This is a genomic window from Streptomyces sp. NPDC058685, from assembly GCF_042714725.1.
Lineage (GTDB): Bacteria > Actinomycetota > Actinomycetes > Streptomycetales > Streptomycetaceae > Streptomyces.
In genome coordinates this window covers 245,791-263,985 of record NZ_JBHXSL010000006.1, presented here as the reverse complement: position 1 = coordinate 263,985, position 18,195 = coordinate 245,791, and the positions used below count along the sequence as shown (strand labels likewise).

Annotated in this window: 14 protein-coding genes and 1 pseudogene; 5 read left to right on the top strand and 10 right to left on the bottom strand. The window is 71.6% G+C overall.

The genetic code is table 11. From position 1 onward, the window contains the following. Window positions 1-102 precede the first annotated feature (102 nt). The 5 genes from pstS to mshD form a co-directional block, all read right to left on the bottom strand. Window positions 103-1,236 (bottom strand): phosphate ABC transporter substrate-binding protein PstS, encoded by a 1,134-nt coding sequence (gene pstS / locus ACFWU3_RS08345; protein ID WP_384432996.1) that lies wholly within the window; start codon window positions 1,234-1,236, stop codon window positions 103-105. Between the two features lie 416 nt (window positions 1,237-1,652). After that, window positions 1,653-2,096, bottom strand: coding sequence for an NUDIX hydrolase (locus ACFWU3_RS08340; RefSeq protein WP_384432993.1), 444 nt, complete (start codon window positions 2,094-2,096; stop codon window positions 1,653-1,655). A 71-nt stretch (window positions 2,097-2,167) separates the two neighbouring features. After that, complete coding sequence (locus ACFWU3_RS08335; protein ID WP_384432990.1) at window positions 2,168-3,247, bottom strand: CHAD domain-containing protein; 1,080 nt, start codon at window positions 3,245-3,247, stop codon at window positions 2,168-2,170. Continuing rightward, window positions 3,234-5,462, bottom strand: coding sequence for an RNA degradosome polyphosphate kinase (locus ACFWU3_RS08330; RefSeq protein ID WP_384432987.1), 2,229 nt, complete (start codon window positions 5,460-5,462; stop codon window positions 3,234-3,236). Before ACFWU3_RS08330 ends, ACFWU3_RS08335 begins: the two co-directional genes overlap by 14 nt. A gap of 716 nt (window positions 5,463-6,178) precedes the next feature. Continuing rightward, on the bottom strand, window positions 6,179-7,102 hold the full coding sequence (gene mshD / locus ACFWU3_RS08325; protein WP_384432984.1) for a mycothiol synthase: 924 nt from the start codon (window positions 7,100-7,102) through the stop codon (window positions 6,179-6,181). A gap of 181 nt (window positions 7,103-7,283) precedes the next feature. Between mshD and ACFWU3_RS08320 the strand changes: the two genes are divergently transcribed. Further along, window positions 7,284-9,071: a bifunctional metallophosphatase/5'-nucleotidase gene (locus ACFWU3_RS08320; protein WP_384432981.1), complete on the top strand. Its 1,788-nt coding sequence runs from the start codon at window positions 7,284-7,286 to the stop codon at window positions 9,069-9,071. A 251-nt stretch (window positions 9,072-9,322) separates the two neighbouring features. After that, the gene (locus tag ACFWU3_RS08315) at window positions 9,323-10,189 is read left to right on the top strand and encodes a phosphatidylinositol-specific phospholipase C (protein ID WP_313945528.1); all 867 of its coding nucleotides are present in this window, start codon (window positions 9,323-9,325) and stop codon (window positions 10,187-10,189) included. A gap of 71 nt (window positions 10,190-10,260) precedes the next feature. Here ACFWU3_RS08315 and ACFWU3_RS08310 read toward each other — a convergent pair whose 3' ends face one another. From ACFWU3_RS08310 to ACFWU3_RS08290, 5 genes are all read right to left on the bottom strand, one after another. Continuing rightward, window positions 10,261-11,670 (bottom strand): sensor histidine kinase, encoded by a 1,410-nt coding sequence (locus ACFWU3_RS08310; RefSeq protein WP_384432978.1) that lies wholly within the window; start codon window positions 11,668-11,670, stop codon window positions 10,261-10,263. Further along, window positions 11,667-12,392, bottom strand: coding sequence for a response regulator transcription factor (locus tag ACFWU3_RS08305; protein WP_384432975.1), 726 nt, complete (start codon window positions 12,390-12,392; stop codon window positions 11,667-11,669). The genes ACFWU3_RS08310 and ACFWU3_RS08305 overlap by 4 nt, the downstream gene beginning before the upstream one ends. A gap of 20 nt (window positions 12,393-12,412) precedes the next feature. Then, window positions 12,413-13,474, bottom strand: a complete 1,062-nt coding sequence (locus ACFWU3_RS08300; protein WP_384432972.1) for a S1C family serine protease — start codon at window positions 13,472-13,474, stop codon at window positions 12,413-12,415. Window positions 13,475-13,600: 126 nt separating this feature from the next. Further along, window positions 13,601-14,623 (bottom strand): LacI family DNA-binding transcriptional regulator, encoded by a 1,023-nt coding sequence (locus tag ACFWU3_RS08295; protein WP_313945532.1) that lies wholly within the window; start codon window positions 14,621-14,623, stop codon window positions 13,601-13,603. Window positions 14,624-14,647: 24 nt separating this feature from the next. Next, complete coding sequence (locus ACFWU3_RS08290) at window positions 14,648-15,427, bottom strand: response regulator transcription factor (RefSeq protein ID WP_384432969.1); 780 nt, start codon at window positions 15,425-15,427, stop codon at window positions 14,648-14,650. A 264-nt stretch (window positions 15,428-15,691) separates the two neighbouring features. On the opposite strand from ACFWU3_RS08290, the pseudogene ACFWU3_RS08285 reads away from it, so the two are divergent. The 3 genes and pseudogenes from ACFWU3_RS08285 to ACFWU3_RS08275 form a co-directional block, all read left to right on the top strand. Further along, window positions 15,692-16,465, top strand: a pseudogene (locus ACFWU3_RS08285) (alpha/beta hydrolase); the annotation flags it as partial. Window positions 16,466-16,471: 6 nt separating this feature from the next. Beyond that, complete coding sequence (locus tag ACFWU3_RS08280; protein ID WP_328863412.1) at window positions 16,472-16,756, top strand: MoaD/ThiS family protein; 285 nt, start codon at window positions 16,472-16,474, stop codon at window positions 16,754-16,756. Between the two features lie 10 nt (window positions 16,757-16,766). Then, the gene (locus tag ACFWU3_RS08275) at window positions 16,767-18,023 is read left to right on the top strand and encodes a hypothetical protein (RefSeq protein ID WP_384432966.1); all 1,257 of its coding nucleotides are present in this window, start codon (window positions 16,767-16,769) and stop codon (window positions 18,021-18,023) included. The last annotated feature ends 172 nt before the right edge of the window (window positions 18,024-18,195 follow it).

Sequence of the window (18,195 nt, the reverse complement as noted above, 5' to 3'; positions counted from 1 at the left end):
TCCTGCCCGGTGTGGGGGGGGGGCGCGCCCCCACCCCCCGGGGGGCGGGCCCCGTTATGGGGGGCCGGCGGGGGCCCCTACGGCCCCCGCCGGCCGGTTGCGTTACTTCAGACCCGCGACGGTCTCGCGGACCTTGGCGTTGATCTCGGCCGGGATCGGCGCGTAGCCGGCCTCGGAGAGGACCTTCTGGCCCTCGTCGCCGGCGGTGTAGGTCAGGAAGGACTTGACCGTGCCCAGCGTCTCGGCCTTGTTGCCGGTGTCGCAGACGACCTCGTAGGTCACGAGGACGATCGGGTAGGCGCCGTCGGCCTTGGTGGTGTAGTCCAGGTCGAGAGCGAGGTCCTTGCCGGTGCCCTTGACCTTGGCGGCGGCGATGGCCTTGGAGGCGTTCTCGGAGGTGGCCTTCACCGGAGCGGCGGCACCGGTGTTGATGTCCACGGTCGGGATGGACTGCGAGCTGGCGTAGGAGAGCTCGAAGTAGCCGATCGCGCCGTCGACCTGCTTGACCTGGGCGGCGACACCGGAGGAACCGGACGCGGCCTGGCCGCCGGGGGCGGGCCAGCTCTTCTCGGCCTCGTAGGGCCACTCCGCCTTGGCGGTCTTGCCGAGGTACTTGCCGAGGTTCTGCGTGGTGCCGGAGTCCTCGGAGCGGTGGAAGGCCTGGATCGCCTTGTCCGGAAGCGACTTGCCCTTGTTCAGAGCGGCGATCGCCGGGTCGTTCCACTTCTTGATCTTGTTGTTGAAGATCTTGGCGATCGTCGGGGCGTCCAGGGTCAGACCCTCGACACCGGACAGGTTGTAACCGATGGCGATGGGGCCGCCGACCATGGGCAGGTTGATGCCCTGGCCGCCCTTGCAGATCTTCTTCGAGTCCTCGACCTCTTCGGGCTTGAGGGCCGAGTCGGATCCGGCGAAGCCCACCGTGCCCTGGTTGAAGGCGACGATGCCCTCACCGGAGGAGGAGGACTTGTAGTTGACCTCCACGCCCGAGCAGGCCGCCATGTAGTTCTTGACCCACAGGTCCATGGCGTTCTTCTGCGCGCTGGAACCGGAGGCGGGCAGCTTGCCCTTGGCGTCGTCGCACTTGATGTTCGACGCGGCGCTGGTCTTCTCGCCGGTGCCGCCGGTTCCGCCCGCGTTGTCGTCCGAACCACACGCCGTGAGGACCAGGGCGCCGGTCACGGCGAGGGCGCCGAGCGCGGTGGCGCGAAGCCCGTTCTTGCGCTGAAGCTTCACTTTCGGGTGTTCCTTCCAGGAGCCGCCGGACGTTGACCTGAGTCGGGGACGTTCAGTGCGGCGTGTGTCGGGGTGGGGGGAGCCGGCCCTTTGCCGGTCACCGTGTAGGGCCGAAATTAGGCAGATCAGGTGAAGCGGCCCAAGGTGGAGAGTGAACGGAAGGTGAACCGTGTCGGGCGGCTGGGTGCCTGGTGGCGCGGTGGTTCGGACGGTCGCGCTCCGTTGCCCTGTACCTCTGTCCCGGTGACCGTCCGTACGTCTGTCCGGCACGGGCCCACGGGCGGTCTGCGGGCGTACGAGGACTGCCGGAGGGATGGTTCCGGGCGGCGGTCCCGGCGGCTGGGTCCCGTGCTCCAGGACGCCGGTCTCCGCTCTCGGGCCATCGACCATCAGCCCTCAGGTTCCAGCCTCAGGCATCAGGCCGAGTGCAGCGCGTCGAGCAGCGCGTCCAGCAGCTGGCGGTCCCGCGGCTGCGTCAGCCGGTTGCGTGCCGCGGCGGGCGGCAGCCACAGAATGCGGTCCACCTCCTCGCTCGGGGTGAAGGACCCCGTCGTCGCCTCGGCCGCCCAGTACGTGACCTGCTTGGGGCGCCCGTTCGCAAAGTAGCGCGCGGTCGGCAGCCGGGCGCCGGGGACACACGCGTGACCGGTCTCCTCCAGCACTTCGCGCAACGCACCGGCGAGGGTGTCCTCACCGCGTTTCAGTTTGCCCTTGGGGTGCGACCAGTCGTCGTACTTGGGCCGGTGCACCAGACAGATCTCCAGGCCCTCGTCGTACGGGGCCCGGCGCCAGAGCACGCACCCCGCCGCCCGGACCGTGCCGTCGCCCATCAGAAGCCCGCCTTCATGAGCTGCCTCCATGGCTCGCCTCCTGTGCCCGGTCCCATGAACCCGTCCTCATGAACCGCATCGAGGACCCGGGCCCGGGTCCTTCATGGCGCGGATACCGCGGTGGTGGTCCGCCACACCTCCTGGAAGGCGAACCGGGCCGCCTCCACCTCGTGCCGCTGGTCGGCGTGCAGCACCCCCAGCGCGTAGGCCGTGGCCGGAGCGATCCGGGGGGTGCGGGCCGCTGCGGCGGCAGCGGCGGCCGCCTCGGCGGCGTCGCGGTGCCGGTCGAGGACCAGGCCCGCGCGGCACAGCACCGGATCCGCGTTCGGGCACAGCACCTCCTGGGCGTACCGGTGCAGCCGCAGCAATTGGCGGACCTGGTGCCAGGGCGCGTCCTGGGCCTCTCCGGCCGACGCGGTGGCGAGGCCGTGCACGAGGGCCTCGGCGTTGTACGGGTGGCCCGCGCGTGACAGCGGCAGTGCGGCGACCGCGTCCACCAGCCGGTGCTCGGCGACCTCGGCGGCGGGGGTCAGGGCCTCGGCGGCCGCCGCGCCCGCGACGGGGCCGAGCGGCAGCTCGGAGGCGAGTACGGCCACGGCGTCGGCGACGCCGTGGAAGCGCGAGGACCCCAGCGCCTGGAGGGCGGCGGAGTGGGCGCGCGTCCGGGCGAGGGTGAGCTGCCGCTCCAGCAGGGCACCCGCGCGGGCGGCGCCCACCGTGAGACTGCCGGAGGGGCGGGGCACGTCCGTGGCCTCGGGGCCCGTGGCACCGTCCAGCACCCGGAACTCGCCCCGGGCCGACGGCACGGGGGTGGCGCCCGAGAGCCGGGACAGGGCGCTCAGCAGCCGGTTCAGCCGCGAGGTGCAGGCGTGTTCCTGTGCCAGCGTGGCGGACAGCCAGGCCAGCTCGGTCCGCAGATCGTCCGCCCAGCCCGGGTCGAGCAGCGGCCGGAAGGTGTGCAGGGTCCCGCCGATACGGCGGGCGGCCATGCGCAGCGACCGGGCTGCCTCGGCCACGCCCGCCGTGTCCGAACCGCTCTCGCTGTGCAGCCGCAGGCTGCGCAGGAAGTCGCCCGCCCGCGCGTTCAGGTACCGGGCGAGAGCCTCGCCCGCGGTGACCGCGGTGGGGGGACCGGACGGGACGGCGGGTGCGTCCTCCCGGGACAGGTCAGGGCTGTGCACGCCGGCGCCTCCGGGCGTCTATGAGCATCTCCTGCACGTTCCGCAGCGGCTGGCCCTCCGGATCCGTCGCATGCCGGGTCCATGCGCCGTCCGGGCCGAGGTGCCAGGAGGACGTGGCGTCGGACATACCGGTCTCCAGGAGACGGGTGATGGTCGCGCGGTGGGCGGGGTCGGTGACCCGTACCAGAGCCTCGATTCGACGGTCGAGGTTGCGGTGCATCATGTCGGCGCTGCCGAACCACACCTCGGGTTCTCCGCCGTTGCCGAAGGAGAAGATCCGGGAGTGTTCGAGGAAGCGTCCGAGGATGGAGCGCACTCGTATGTTCTCCGAGAGCCCGGTGACTCCGGGGCGCAGCGCGCAGATGCCGCGCACCCAGATGTCGACCGGCACGCCCGCCATCGCGGCCCGGTAGCAGGCGTCGATGACCGCCTCGTCCACCATCGAGTTGACCTTGATGCGGACGTACGCGGGGCGCCCGGCGCGGTGGTGCGCCGCTTCCTTGTTGATGCGGGCGATGAGACCGTCGCGCAGGGACTTGGGCGCGACCAGCAGCCGGCGGTAGGTCTCGCGCCGTGAGTAGCCCGACAGCCGGTTGAACAGGTCGGACAGGTCGGCGCCGACCTGCGGGTCCGCGGTCAGCAGCCCCAGGTCCTCGTACAGCCGGGCGGTCTTCGGGTGGTAGTTGCCGGTGCCGACGTGGGAGTAGCGGCGCAGGGTGTCGCCCTCCTGCCGCACCACCAGGGACAGCTTGCAGTGGGTCTTCAGACCGACGAGGCCGTAGACGACGTGGCAGCCGGACTCCTCCAGCTTGCGCGCCCATTTGATGTTGGCCTGCTCGTCGAACCGGGCCTTGATCTCGACCAGGACGAGGACCTGCTTGCCCGACTCGGCGGCGTCTATCAGCGCGTCCACGATGGGCGAGTCGCCGGAGGTCCGGTACAGGGTCTGCTTGATCGCGAGCACGTCCGGGTCGGCGGCGGCCTGCTCCAGGAAGGCCTGCACGGACGTGGAGAAGCTGTCGTACGGGTGGTGCAGCAGGACGTCGCGCTCGCGCAGCGCCATGAAGATGTCGGGTGCGGAGGCAGACTCGACCTCGGCGAGTTCCCGGTGGGTGCCGGCGACGAACTTGGGGAACTTCAGCTCAGGCCGGTCCAGCGCCGCGATGCCGAAGAGCCCGGTCAGGTCCAGCGGGCCCGGCAGCGGGTAGACCTCGGCGTCGGACACCTTCAGCTCGCGCACCAGCAGGTCGAGGACGTACGGGTCGATGGACTCCTCGACCTCCAGGCGCACCGGCGGCCCGAAGCGGCGCCGCATGAGCTCCTTCTCCAGCGCCTGGAGCAGGTTCTCGGCGTCGTCCTCCTCGACCTCCAGGTCCTCGTTCCTGGTCACCCGGAACATGTGGTGCGCGAGCACCTCCATGCCGGGGAACAGCTCCTCCAGGTGGGCCGCGATGACGTCCTCCAGCGGTACGTACCGCTGCGGCGAGGCCTCCAGGAAGCGGGAGAGCAGGGGCGGGACCTTCACCCGGGCGAAGTGGCGGTGGCCGCTGACCGGGTTGCGGACGACGACCGCGAGGTTCAGCGAGAGCCCGGAGATGTACGGAAAGGGGTGCGCCGGGTCGACGGCCAGCGGCGTCAGCACCGGGAAGATCTGCTGCCGGAACAGCGTGAACAGCCGCGCCTGCTCCTTCTCGGTGAGGTCCGGCCAGCGGATGAGGTGCACGCCTTCCTCGGCGAGCGCCGGGGCGACGTCCTGCTGGTACGCGGCGGCGTGCCGGGCCATGAGCTCGCGGGAGCGGGTCCAGATCAGGTCGAGGACCTCGCGCGGCTGGAGGCCGGAGGCCGAACGGGTGGCGACGCCGGTGGCGATACGGCGCTTGAGGCCGGCCACCCGGACCATGAAGAACTCGTCCAGGTTGGACGCGAAGATGGCGAGGAAGTTCGCCCGTTCGAGCAGCGGAGTCGCCGGGTCCTCGGCGAGCTCCAGGACCCGCTCGTTGAACGCGAGCCAGCTGCGCTCCCGGTCCAGGAACCGTCCCTGGGGCAGTTCGGCGCCCGATCCGTCGTGATCCTCCTCGTAGCCGTCGAGATCGGCGTCGAGGTCGGGTTCCAGCTCGGACACCGTGGCCGCGACGGTGTGCGGGCGGTGCGCGGCTATGGAACCGACGGACGGCTGGGGGTGCTGGACCGGTACCTCGGCGGGCTGCTGACTCATGGACCCATTCTTCCGCGTAGTGGGCATGACGGGCGCGTCGGAGGGTGCCGGATCGAGGTGGAATCTGCCGTTGGGGGAGGCGGGCAGGGCGGGCTGCATTGGGAGAGGGTCGCAAGGGCGTCTGAATGGCCGGTAACGACGACATGACGTGTGGGAAAGCGCGGCAGGGCTCCCCGGGGTCGCGCGAGGGTCCGGCCCGGGATTCCGGGGGCATTCCGACGGGTCGGCGGCGTGCGTCGCCGGGTCCCCGGGGGTGCGGGGGCGGCCGTGGCGTCGGCGCGGCAGCCAGAATGCGACGGCGGTGACTCCGGGGGCAAGGGCGAGGGCGGGACCGCTCCGGACGGGCGGGCCGGCCGGAAGCGGGTCGGCCGCGCCGAACCGGATGAGTGCGGCGGACCGGGGGCGGGGCGGCGGGGGCGGGGCTGTCCGGGAACCGGTGGGGACCGTCGGTGCCGCGGGCGAGGTTCCGGCCGGGACGGTGACAGGGGGAGCGATCATCCTGCTGCGGATCACGGCGGCGAGCCGGATGCGTCCGGCGGCGACGGGTGGCACATGGCGGCAGCCGTCGGTGCGTGCCGTCGGTGCGCGAGGGGAGCGGACGACGACGCCGGGGTCGTACCGCCCTCCCCCGCGCACCGCAACTGGCGCTCACGGCCCTCCCGTAGGGCTCGCGCGAAGAAGAGGGCGGGGTCAACCGCCCTCCTCCTCAGGCGCGTTCAGGACTCCGCGCGGTACATCAGGTCCACCTCGTACGTCACGAAGCCCAGCCGTTCGTACACGGCCAGCGCCGCGGTGTTGTCAGCGTCCACGTAGAGCATGGCCGTCGGCATCTGCTGCGCCGCCAGGTGGCGGAGGCCGATCGCGGTCAGGGCCTTGCCGAGGCCGCCGCCCTGGGCGTCGGGGCGGATGCCCACCACGTACACCTCGCCCAGGTGTTCCTCCGCGTGCACCTTCGTCCAGTGGAAGCCGATGATCTCGCCGTCGCGCTCCGCCAGGAAGAAGCCCTTTGGGTCGAACCACGGTTCGTTCTTGCGGTCGTCGAGGTCCCGTTGGGTGAGCGAGCCCTGCTCCGGGTGGTGGGCGAAGGCCGCGGCGTTCACCGCGAGCCACGCCGCGTCGTCCTGGCCCGGGACGAAGGTGCGCACCGTGACGCCCGCCGGGAACACCGGCTCGGGGGTGTCGAGCGGGCTCAGGGGCCGCCGCAGCTGGCGCAGTTCGCGGAAGAGGCTGAGCCCGAGGACCTGTGCCAGGTGCCGGGCCGCCGACTTCCCGCCGTGTGCCCACACCCGCAGCCGCTTGCCCGAGGCGCCGAGCAGCGCGCTGCCCAGGGCCCGGCCGTGGCCGCGGCCGCGGTGGCGCGGGTGGACCACGAGTTCGGCGGCCGGGGCCTCCACCGGGTCGGTGTCCTCCAGCTGGGCGTAGCCGATCAGTTCGTCGCCGACGGTCAGCAGGAAGTGCCGTACGCCTTCCCGCTTTCCGCCGCGCAGTTGCAGCCGGCCCTGCTCGGAGACGGCCTGCATCCCGTCGTTGCGGGCGGCCTCGGCGAGCAGACCCAGTACGGCTTCCGCCTGCTCGGGAGTCAGCTCGTCATAGGTCAGGATCTGCCGGCCGGGCTCCGGAATCACCGCGTCAGTCGTCATGAGGAGAGCGTACGGCGGGGGGCGCGGACCGCGGGTGGCACGCCGGGCGGCAATGGTCCGGCCGGGGGCGTTCAACGCGAAGGCAATCAGGTCGTAACCCGTACACCCCTGTCGCGCTACGCGCGTTGACTCTAGGCTGCCGCTCGCACCCTCAGACGCGCTGAGACCTACAAGGGGACAGATGTCAGCGACACCGCACAGAAACCGCAGCCGCATACTCGCCGCGGTCGCCGGCTTGACCACCGTCGGCGCTCTGGTCGCCGCGATGCCGGCAAGAGCCTCCGAGAGCGGCCACGGACACGGCCGTACCGTTGACGTCCAGCTCCTGTCCTTCAACGACCTGCACGGGAACCTGGAGCCGCCCGCCGGCTCGGCCGGGCGGGTCACGCACACCAACGAGGACGGCACCACCAGGACGATCGACGCGGGTGGTGCCGAGTACCTCGCCACGCACCTGCGTCAGGCGCGCGAGGACCACCGCTACTCGGTGACCGCCGCGGCCGGTGACATGGTCGGCGCGTCTCCGCTGCTGTCCGGTCTCTTCCACGACGAGCCCACCGTCGAGGCGCTCAACAAGCTGAAGCTCGACGTCACTTCCGTCGGCAACCACGAGTTCGACGAGGGCGCCAAGGAACTGGGCCGTCTCCAGAACGGTGGCTGCCACCCGACCGAGGGCTGCTACGAGAAGGGGAAGAAGTTCAAGGGCGCGGACTTCCCCTACCTCGCGGCCAACGTGACGAAGGAGAAGAGCGGCAAGCCGCTGCTCGACCCGTACTTCATCTGGAAGAAGAACGGCGTCAAGATCGGTTTCATCGGGGTGACCCTGGAGGGCACGCCGAACATCGTCAGCGCCGAGGGCGTCAAGGGCCTGAAGTTCGGCGACGAGATCGAGACGATCAACAAGTACACCAAGGTCCTGGAGCGCAAGGGCGTCAAGTCGATCGTCGCCCTGATCCACGAGGGTGGCGCGCCCGCCTCGGCGTCGTACAACTACAACTGCGACAGCCCGGGCCCGGGTGACGGCATCTCCGGTCCGATCGTGGACATCGCCAAGAAGGTCAGCCCGCAGGTCGACGCGCTGGTCACCGGGCACACCCACCAGGCGTACGCGTGCTCGGTCCCCGACCCGTCGGGCAAGCCGCGCACCGTCACCTCGGCCGCGTCGTTCGGCAAGCTCTACACCGACACGACCCTCACCTACGACCGGCGCACGAACGACATCGTGCGGACGGCCGTGGCCTCCGCGAACCACGTCGTCACCCGTGACGTGGCGAAGGCCGCGGACATGACGAACCTGATCCAGCGCTGGAACACGCTGGCCGCGCCGATCGCGAGCCGTCCCGTGGGCTACATCTCCGCCGACATCGAGAACCCGGCGGACGCCCCCGAGAAGCCGGTCGGCAATCTGATCGCGGACGCCCAGCTGGAGGGCCTCGCGCCGGCCGACAAGGGCGGGGCGCAGCTGGCCGTCATGAACCCGGGCGGTGTCCGTGCGGGTCTGGTGCACAAGGCGTCCGGCGGTGAGGGCGACGGTGTCGTGACGTACGGCGAGGCGTTCACCGTGCAGCCGTTCACCAACATGATGAACGTCGTCGACCTGACCGGCGCCCAGCTGGTCACCATGCTCCAGCAGCAGGTCAGTGGCGCGAACCAGGCCGCTCCGAAGATCCTTCAGGTGTCCAAGGGCTTCACGTACACCCTGGACATGACGAAGTCGGGCGCCGACCGGATCGTGACGTCGTCGGTGAAGCTGGGCGGCGAGGCGCTCGACCCGGCGAAGACCTACCGGGTCGCGATGAACGAGTTCCTCGCGGGCGGCGGCGACGGGTTCGCCGTGCTGAAGGAGCACAAGAACAAGCTCGTCGGCGCCTCCGACCTGGATGTGCTGACCGCTTACCTCGCCGCGCACTCGACGGCGGCCTCCCCGCTGGCGCCGCCGGCCACCGGCCGGATCACGGTCGTCAAGTAGCGGCAGAAGCAGGGACGGTGGGGCGGCGGGCCTTCGGGCGCGCCGCCCCACCGGCGTTCGCCGGGTCGGCGCCTCGCGGGTCCTGTGGGCCGCGGGTCCTGCGGGCCCGGCGGCTTTCAGGGCCCCGGTCCGTTCGCCGTCCGCCGCTATCCGGCGCCCCGTCACGGCCGTTCCGGCCGAAAACCGCTGTTTGTTACTGGCCAGTCCGGAGGCTGGTGGTGCTTGACGTGACCCCGCCATAATCCGGGGCCATGGACCGACGCAGCTTTCTCGCGGGGGCCGCAGTTCTGACCGCGACCGCCCTCATCCCCCCACCGGCCGCAGTCGCGGCACCGCGCCGCATCCTCTCCCCTCAGGACTGGATGGCGGGTCACGGTGACTCGACCGCACTGCAGCGTCTGACGATCCCCGGCACCCACGACTCCGGTGCCCGCTTCGGCGGCCCGTGGGCCGAGTGCCAGAACACCACCATCGCCCAGCAGTTGACCAGCGGAATCCGCTTCCTCGACGTCCGCTGCCGGGTCACCGGCGACTCGTTCGCCATCCACCACGGCCCGGCCTTCCAGAACATGATGTTCGGCGACGTCCTCATCGCCTGCCGGGACTTCCTCCAGGCACACCCGTCCGAGACCGTGCTCATGCGTGTCAAGCAGGAGTACTCGAGCGACAGCGACGCGACCTTCCGCCGGATCTTCGACACCTATCTGGACACCAAGGGCTGGCGGCCGCTGTTCCGGATCGGCGACGGGATTCCGTCCCTCGGCGAGGCCCGTGGCAAGGTCGTGCTCCTCGGCGACAACGGCGGACTGCCCGGAGTGCGCTACGCCGACGGCGCGCTGTTCGACATCCAGGACGACTGGAACGCGCTGCCGGGCGCCAAGTACCCCAAGATCGAGGCGCACTTCCGGCGCGCCTCCGAACAGCCCGGCAAGCTGTTCATCAACTACGTCAGCACATCCGCGAGCCTGCCGCCGCGCTGGAACTCCGACAACCTCAACCCGCGGGTCCACTCGTTCATCGACGGCACCGCGAGCGGCTGGCGCGGGCTCGGGATCGTCCCCCTCGACTTCCCGGCCACCCGCGGCGGCCTCGTCGAATCACTGATCCGGCACAACTGACACCCCTGACCGCCGGCGTTCACGACCGACGGAGACCACGTTCACGACCGACGGAGACCACGGCGAGAGCGTCACAGCGAGGCCGGGGGCGGCTCGGCCGCCCCCGGCAGCCTGATCAGCGCCCGTGTGCCGCCGCCCGCCGCCGGCTCCAGCTCGATCTCGCCGCCCGCCTGCTGCACGGTGCGCGCCACGATCGACAGGCCGAGCCCCGATCCGGGCAGCGCCCGCGCCGAGGACGAGCGCCAGAAGCGTTCGAAGACATGCGGCAGATCCTCGGCATCGATGCCGGGCCCGTGGTCCCGCACCGTCAGCTCGCCGGCCTCGAGCCGCACCTCGACCACGCCGCCCGGGGGCGAGAACTTCACCGCGTTGTCGAGGACGTTGACGAGCGCCCGCTCCAGTGCGGCGGGTTCGGCCCGTACGTACCAGGGCGAGACGTCCGCCGTGAACGTCAGCTCCGGGCCGCGCAGCCGCGCCCGCTCCAGCGCCGCGTCCACGATCTCGTGCAGGGCGACCACCTGGAGCGGCCCGCCCTCGACCGCGTCGGGCCGGGACAGCTCCTGCAAGTCGCCGATCAGTGCGGCCAGTTCGGTCATCTGCGCCTTCACCGACGCCATCAGCGCGGTCCGGTCCGCGGGCGGGATCGCCCGTCCGGTCTGCTCGCTGCGGGCCAGCAGCTCGATGTTCGTCCGCAACGACGTCAGCGGCGTCCGCAGCTCGTGACCCGCGTCCGCGATCAGCTGCGCCTGGCGGTCGCGCGAGGAGGCGAGGGCCGCGGTCATCGAGTTGAACGAGCGCGACAGCCGGGCGATCTCGTCCTCGCCCTCGACGGGGATACGGACGGTCAGATCCTCGGTGCGGGCGATGTGCTCGACGGCGCCGGTGAGCCGGTCGACGGGCCTGAGTCCGGTGCGGGCCACCCACAGGCCGGCCGCGCCCGCGCCGACGACACCGATGCCGGCGACGGCGGTGAGGAACAGTGCGAGACGGTTCAGCGAGGTGTTGATCTCGGCGAGCGGGCGGGAGACGGACACCGCCACGCTGATACCCCCGATGTCCTCCTGCTCCGTGCGCACGCGCACCTCGGCGCCCGCGTCGGTGGTGCTGTCGTGCAGGCCGATGCGCGAGGTGCCGTCCGCGACGGCGAGGTCCTCGTCCTGCACCTTCACGGGCTGCGAGTACGCGACCGGGCAGCGACGGCCGTCCGGCGCCACGATCTGGACGTACGCGAAGCTCGACGTCGGGGTGTTCTCGATGGGGCTCTGCCCCTGGAGGCACTCCTGGTACGCCTGGACCAGCGCCTGCCGGGGCGCGCCGATGTTCTTCAGCGAGGTGTTCAGCTCGTCGTTCAGCTGCGCGCGGGTGAGCAGCCAGCAGGCGACGGACACGGCCGCGACGGCGACCGCGACGGCGGTGGCCACCAGCAGCGCGAGCCGGGACCGGATCGGCAGGGCACGGAACCGGTGGACCGGGCCCGTCACCCCTCACCGCCGCCGGTGCGGAGCGCGTACCCCACCCCCCGCACCGTGTGCACGAGGCGCGGCTCGCCGCCCGCCTCCGTCTTGCGTCGCAGGTACATCACATACACATCCAGCGAATTGGAACTGGGCTCGAAGTCGAACCCCCATACGGACTTGAGAATCTGCTCACGGGTCAGCACCTGGCGCGGATGGGCCAGGAACATCTCCAGGAGCGTGAACTCGGTACGCGTCAGCTCCACCGGGCGCGTGCCGCGGTGGACCTCGCGGGTCGCCAGGTCCATCCGCAGGTCCGCGAAGGCCAGCACGTCGTCCTCGCCGGCCGCGCCCGCGGCCGACGCGTACGAGCTGCGCCGCAGCAGCGCGCGGATCCGGGCGAACAGCTCGTCCAGTTCGAACGGCTTGACCAGGTAGTCGTCGGCCCCCGCGTCCAGTCCGGTGACCCGGTCGCCGACGGTGTCGCGGGCGGTCAGCATCAGGATCGGCACCGTCGATCCCGACGCGCGCACCCGGCGGGCCGCGGTCAGACCGTCCATCCGCGGCATCTGGATGTCGAGCACGATCAGGTCCGGGGCGCAGGCCTCCGCCTTCTCCAGCGCGTCGATGCCGTCGACGGCGACCTCCGTGGCGTACCCCTCGAAGGCCAGACTGCGCTGGAGCGCCTCTCGGACGGCGGGCTCGTCGTCCACGATGAGGATGCGTTCGCCTTCACGGGGGGTCGTCATGGCACCAGCCTCGCACGCACTCAGCTGCTGCCGCCGTCGCGCAGGGCGTCGAGGTCGCCCTTCACGGTGTCGATCGGGATGGCGAACCCCAGGCCGACGCTGCCCGCGGTGGAACCGGTCGCGGAACTGGGTGCGTACATGGCCGAGTTGATGCCGATGATCTCTCCGTTCATGTTGATGAGGGCGCCGCCGGAGTTGCCGGGGTTGAGGGAGGCGTCCGTCTGGAGGGCCTTGTACGTGGTCTTCGAGGAGCCGGTGTCGCCGTTGAACTCCTGTCCGCCGAACTCGAACGGCCAGTTCCCGCCGCCACCCTGCTGACCCTGGTCCTGGCCCTGTCCCTGGCCCTGGCCCTGCCCCTGGTCCTTCGCGACTGTCACATCGCGGTCGAGCGCGGACACGATGCCGCTGGTGACCGTGCCGGTCAGACCCTCGGGCGAGCCGATCGCGACGACCTCGTCACCCACCTTGACCTTGCCGGAGTCTCCGAGCGCGGCCGCCTTCAGACCCTTCGCGCCGTCCAGCTTGATGAGCGCCAGGTCCTTGTCGGGGTCGGTGCCGACGACCTTCGCGGTGTACGTCCTGCCGTCGTCGAGCCGCACCTTCACCGTGTCGGCGCCCGCGATGACGTGGTTGTTCGTGATGATCTCGCCGTCGGAGGTGATGATCACGCCCGAGCCGGTGGACTCACCGGCGGAGGTGGACGCGTTGATCTCCACAATGCTCGGGGACACGGCCTGGGCGACGCCCGCGACGGTGCCGGCGGTCGTACGGGACACCGTGGTCCCGCTGACCGTGGAGCCGGCCGAGTCGCTGCCGTTGTCGGCGAAGTGCTGGACGAGGGCGGAGGTTCCGCCGCCCACGACGGCCGCGATGAGCGCGACGGCCGCGATGAGGGTGACGGGGCGCCTGGCCCTGGCCCGGTGCGCGGCCGGCTGCGCGGGCTCCTCAGGGGCGACGGGGGCGTACGGCGGGGGCGGCGGGTAGGAGGGGCCGCCGTCGAACGACGGGGCGGCGGTGTCGTACGGGTGCGCGCCGGTGGTGTACGGCTGCGGATGCGACTGCGCTGAGTAGTGGTCCGTCATGCCTCAGACTGTTCTCCTGCCGGATGAGAAGAGTCTGAGGCGCCGCTGAGAACCACCCGAGAACCGGTGAGAGCCTGCCCCCCCGCACCGGACGGGACCTCGACGGCGCCCGACGTCGGACAGGCCCTAGGCGCAGCCGCAGGACCGGCGGATCACCAGGCCCGAGGGGAACTGCTTCACCCTCTCGCGCCGCGAACCGGCCACCCGCAGACCGTCGTCGAGCACCAGGTCCACCGCGGCCCGTGCCATCGCCGGGCGGTCCGAGGAGATCGTTGTCAGAGGCGGGTCCGTCAGGGCCGCTTCCTTGACGTCGTCGAAGCCCGCCACCGCGAGCTCGCCCGGCACGTCGATCCGCAGTTCACGGGCGGCCCGCAGGACACCGATCGCCTGGTCGTCCGTCGAGCAGAAGATGGCCGGCGGCCGGTCGGGGCCCGCCAGCAGCTTGAGAGCCACGAGATACGCGTCGTAGCGGTTGTACGGGGCCTGGAACAGCCGGTCCTCCACCGAGCGGCCGGACTCCAGCATCGCGCGGCGCCAGCCCTCGACGTGGTCGGCGACGGGGTCGCCGACGGCCGGGGTGGACTCCATGCCGCCGAGACAGGCGACGTACTCGTAGCCGTGCTCCAGGAGGTGCCGGGTGGCCAGCTGTGCGCCGCCGACGTCGTCGGTGACCACCGCGACGTCGTCGATCGCCTCGGGCCGCTCGTGCAGCAGCACCACCCGCGCGTCCCACGCCTCGATCTCCGCCGCGGCCCGCTCGCTGGGCCCCTGGCTGACGAGGATCAGGCCGGAGACCCGCATGCCGAGGAAGGCCCGCAGATAGTGGACCTCGCGCTCGTCGCGGTAGTCGGAATTGCCGACGAGGACCATCTTCCCGCGCTCGGCCGCGGCCTGTTCCACCGCGTGTGCCATCTCGGCGAAGAAGGGCTGCCGCGCGTCCGGGACGATCATTCCTATGAGGTCCGTGCGCCGCGACGCCATGGCCTGGGCGACCCGGTCGGGCCGGTACCCCAGCTCCTTGATCGCTGCGAGAACCCGCTCGCGCGTGGCCGGGGCGACCGGCCGGGGTCCGTTGTTGATGACATAGCTCACGACGGCGGTCGACGTACCCGCCAGTCGCGCAACATCGTCCCGCGTCACCTTGGCCACGCGCGGCAGTCTACGCGTGGTGACCTACCTGTGTGCAGGGCGTACAGCCGCTTCCTGCTCCGGGGTCTCCTGCTCCTTACGGGTGGCCGAAGTCGCCGCCTTCGCCTTGGCTTCCTCGGCCGCGCGCTCGACCTTCTCCGGCGCGACGAAGCGGTATCCCACATTCCGCACGGTGCCGATGAGCGACTCGTGCTCCGGGCCCAGCTTGGCCCGCAGCCGCCGTACGTGGACGTCGACCGTCCGGGTGCCGCCGAAGTAGTCGTAGCCCCAGACCTCCTGGAGCAGCTGCGCCCGGGTGAAGACCCGGCCGGGGTGCTGTGCGAGGTACTTGAGCAGCTCGAACTCCTTGAAGGTCAGGTCCAGGACCCGGCCCTTCAGCTTCGCGCTGTACGTCGCCTCGTCGACCGACAGGTCGCCGTTGCGGATCTCCATGGGGGAGTCGTCGGAGGTGATCTGCTGGCGGCCCATCGCGAGACGCAGCCGTGCCTCGACCTCGGCGGGGCCCGCCGTGTCCAGCAGCACGTCGTCGATGCCCCAGTCCGCGGTGACGGCCGCGAGGCCGCCCTCCGTGACCACGAGCATCAGCGGGCAGCCGGGTCCGGTGGACCGCAGCAGCTGGCACAGAGAGCGCACCTGTGGCAGATCGCGGCGGCCGTCGACCAGGATGACGTCGGCACCGGGGGTGTCGACGAGAGCCGGGCCCTCGGCGGGGGCGACCCGCACGTTGTGCAGCAGCAGTCCGAGGGCGGGGAGCACCTCCGTCGACGGCTGGAGGGCATTGGTCAGGAGCAACAGTGAGCTCATCGGGCTCCACCTGCCCAGGTCGTCTGCGTCTGACGGGGTTCGTGCACGGTTCGCTCGCCCATAACGTCGGTTCCTCCTCGGTCCCTGCGAGGACGTGATGCGGCCCTGCTTCGTTCTTCGGCTCCCGCGCGCCCATTGAGAGCCTTTGTTCACCTGCCTGTAACAACGGCCGGAAAACACAAAAGGACCCGGGGGCTGCGTTGCCCGGATCCTCTGCCCAGCACAATAGCCCACATGAGTTCCGAGGCAGAGGGCTGATTTCACATGGTGGATGTTTCCTCGATCACCCATGGCCCTCGGCGCGCAACCCTGCTGACCGTCGACGGGGTCCGCATCGAGGCGCTTCACACGCCATGGGTACAAGGCAACAGTGACACCGCAATCGTCGTCGCGCACGGTTTCACGGGCTCGGTGGACCGGCCGGCCGTGCGCCGGGCCGCGGCCGTCTTCGCGCAGCGTGCGGCCGTGGTCACCTTCTCCTTCCGCGGCCACGGGAACTCGGGCGGCCGCTCGACGGTGGGCGACCGCGAGGTGCTCGATCTCGCCGCCGCGGTCGAGTGGGCGCGTGCGAGCGGCCACCGCCGGGTGGTCACGATCGGTTTCTCGATGGGCGGCTCGGTCGTGCTCCGGCACGCGGCGATGCACGGGGGGCGCAGTGAGGCACGAACCGACGCCGTGGCCTCGGTGAGCGCCCCCGCCCGCTGGTACTACCGCGGTACGGCTCCGATGCGGCGGCTGCACTGGGTGGTGACCCGGCCGCTGGGCCGTGTGGTCGGCCGGTACGGGCTGCGGACCCGTATCCACGCCGAGGACTGGGACCCTGTGCCGCTCTCGCCGGTGGAGGCCGTGCCGCTGATCGCGCCGACCCCGCTGCTGATCGTGCACGGCGACCGCGATCCGTACTTCCCGCTGGACCATCCCCGGATGCTGGCGGCGGCCGGGGACGCCGAACTGTGGATCGAAGCGGGCATGGGGCACGCCGAGAACGCCGCCGACGACCGGTTGCTGGGCCGTCTCGCGGACTGGCTGGTCCCCGCGTGGCCCATGATGGATGCCGACGAAAGGAAGGGCGCCATGGCAGCGGGAACGATCCGCTACTGGGCCGCGGCCAAGGCGGCGGCCGGGATCGCGGAGGAGCCGTACGCGGCGGAGACGCTCGCCGAAGCGCTCGACGCGGTACGCGAGAGGCATCCGGGAGAGCTGACGCGCGTGCTGAAACGGTGTTCGTTCCTCGTCGACGGTGATCCCGTCGGGACCCGTGACCATGAGACCGTACGCCTTGCCGAGGGCGGCACGGTCGAGGTGCTCCCGCCGTTCGCAGGAGGGTGAACCGCACACCATGAGCAGCGACCAGCAGTATCCGTACGGGCAGCAGCACGGGCAGCAGCAGCCGTACCCGCCGCAGCAGCAGTACCAGGACCCCTACCAGGGGCAGCAGCCGCACGACGGTCGGTACGACCCGTCCCACGACCCGTCCTACGACCGGTCGTACGCGCAGGAGCCCTACCCGCAGGAGCCCTACCCGCAGCAGTCCCACCCCCAGCAGCAGGGGTACCCGCAGCAGCACCAGCAGCCGGGGTATCCCCAGCAGCCCCACCCGCAGGCCGCGCAGACCTGGGAGGGCGAGACCTGGGACACGCAGTACCAGCCGGTCCTGCCTCCCGCGCAGACCCCGGCCGCCGCCGACACCGCGTATCTGCCGGTGCAGGGCGCCCACCCGCTGCCGCCCGAGACCCCCGCGTACGCCGAGCCCGCGGCCGAGCCGGTCGCCTCCGACGCGGCCCCCGGCACCCCGGCCGGCGAGGGCTACAGCACGCCCACCGTCGGCGGGAACGCCCGGATCACCGACGCCCAGCGCGCCCGCGCCGAGGGCCGTTCGCCGATCATCCCGCCCGGCATCCAGCCCGCCGGGCTGACCGCCGCTCTCGGACTGCTCCTCGCCGCCGGCGCGGCCATCGGCCCGTACGCACTGCTCGTGCCGCTCGTCCTGCTCCAGGCCGTCACTGCCGCCGGCTGGTTCCGGCTGAACGGCATGTGGCCCGCCCGGCAGGGCATCGCGCTCGCCTTCGCGGGCGGTCTCGCGGCCGACGTCGTCCTGCTCTCGGTCGGCCGGGAGAACGCACCGGCGGCCATCGTCGGCACGCTCGGCGTGTGGGTGCTCATCACCCTCGTCCTCCAGCTGCGCAGCCGCGCGGGTGCGGACGAGCGGATGCAGGGTCTGATGGCGACCGTGGCGTCGGCAGCTCTGGCGATCCTCGCGACCGGTCATCTGGCGGCCGCCGACGACGCCGTGGTGATCGGCGGGGTCGCCGTCGCCGTGGCCACCGTGGCCCGCGCGCTGCCGCTGCCCCCCGTCGCCTCCGTCGTGCTGTCGCTGCTCGCGGCCACGGGTGCGGGCGTCGCCGCGGGTGGCGCCACCGACATCGGCACCTCGGGCGCGCTGCTCGGCCTCACGGCGGGCGCCCTCGCGCTGGTCGGCCTGCGGGTGGCCAGCTACGACTACCCGTCCCGCTTCGTCCACTTCACCGCCGGGGTGGCGCTGCCGCTGACGGCCGCGGCGCCCGCGGTCTATCTGATCGGCCGCGTCCTGGTCTGAGGCCGGGGCCCGGTTCGAGGGCGGGGCCCGGCCCGAGGTCGTGGGGCACCCGCCCGAGATCGTGGGGAACGTGTGTGCGGAACCATTGCCCCCGCCCGGACGTCGATCACAGACGAGAGGGCGTCGTCCGGTCTTGGTTAGGCTCACGGGCGTCACGGGGGTCTGACGAATA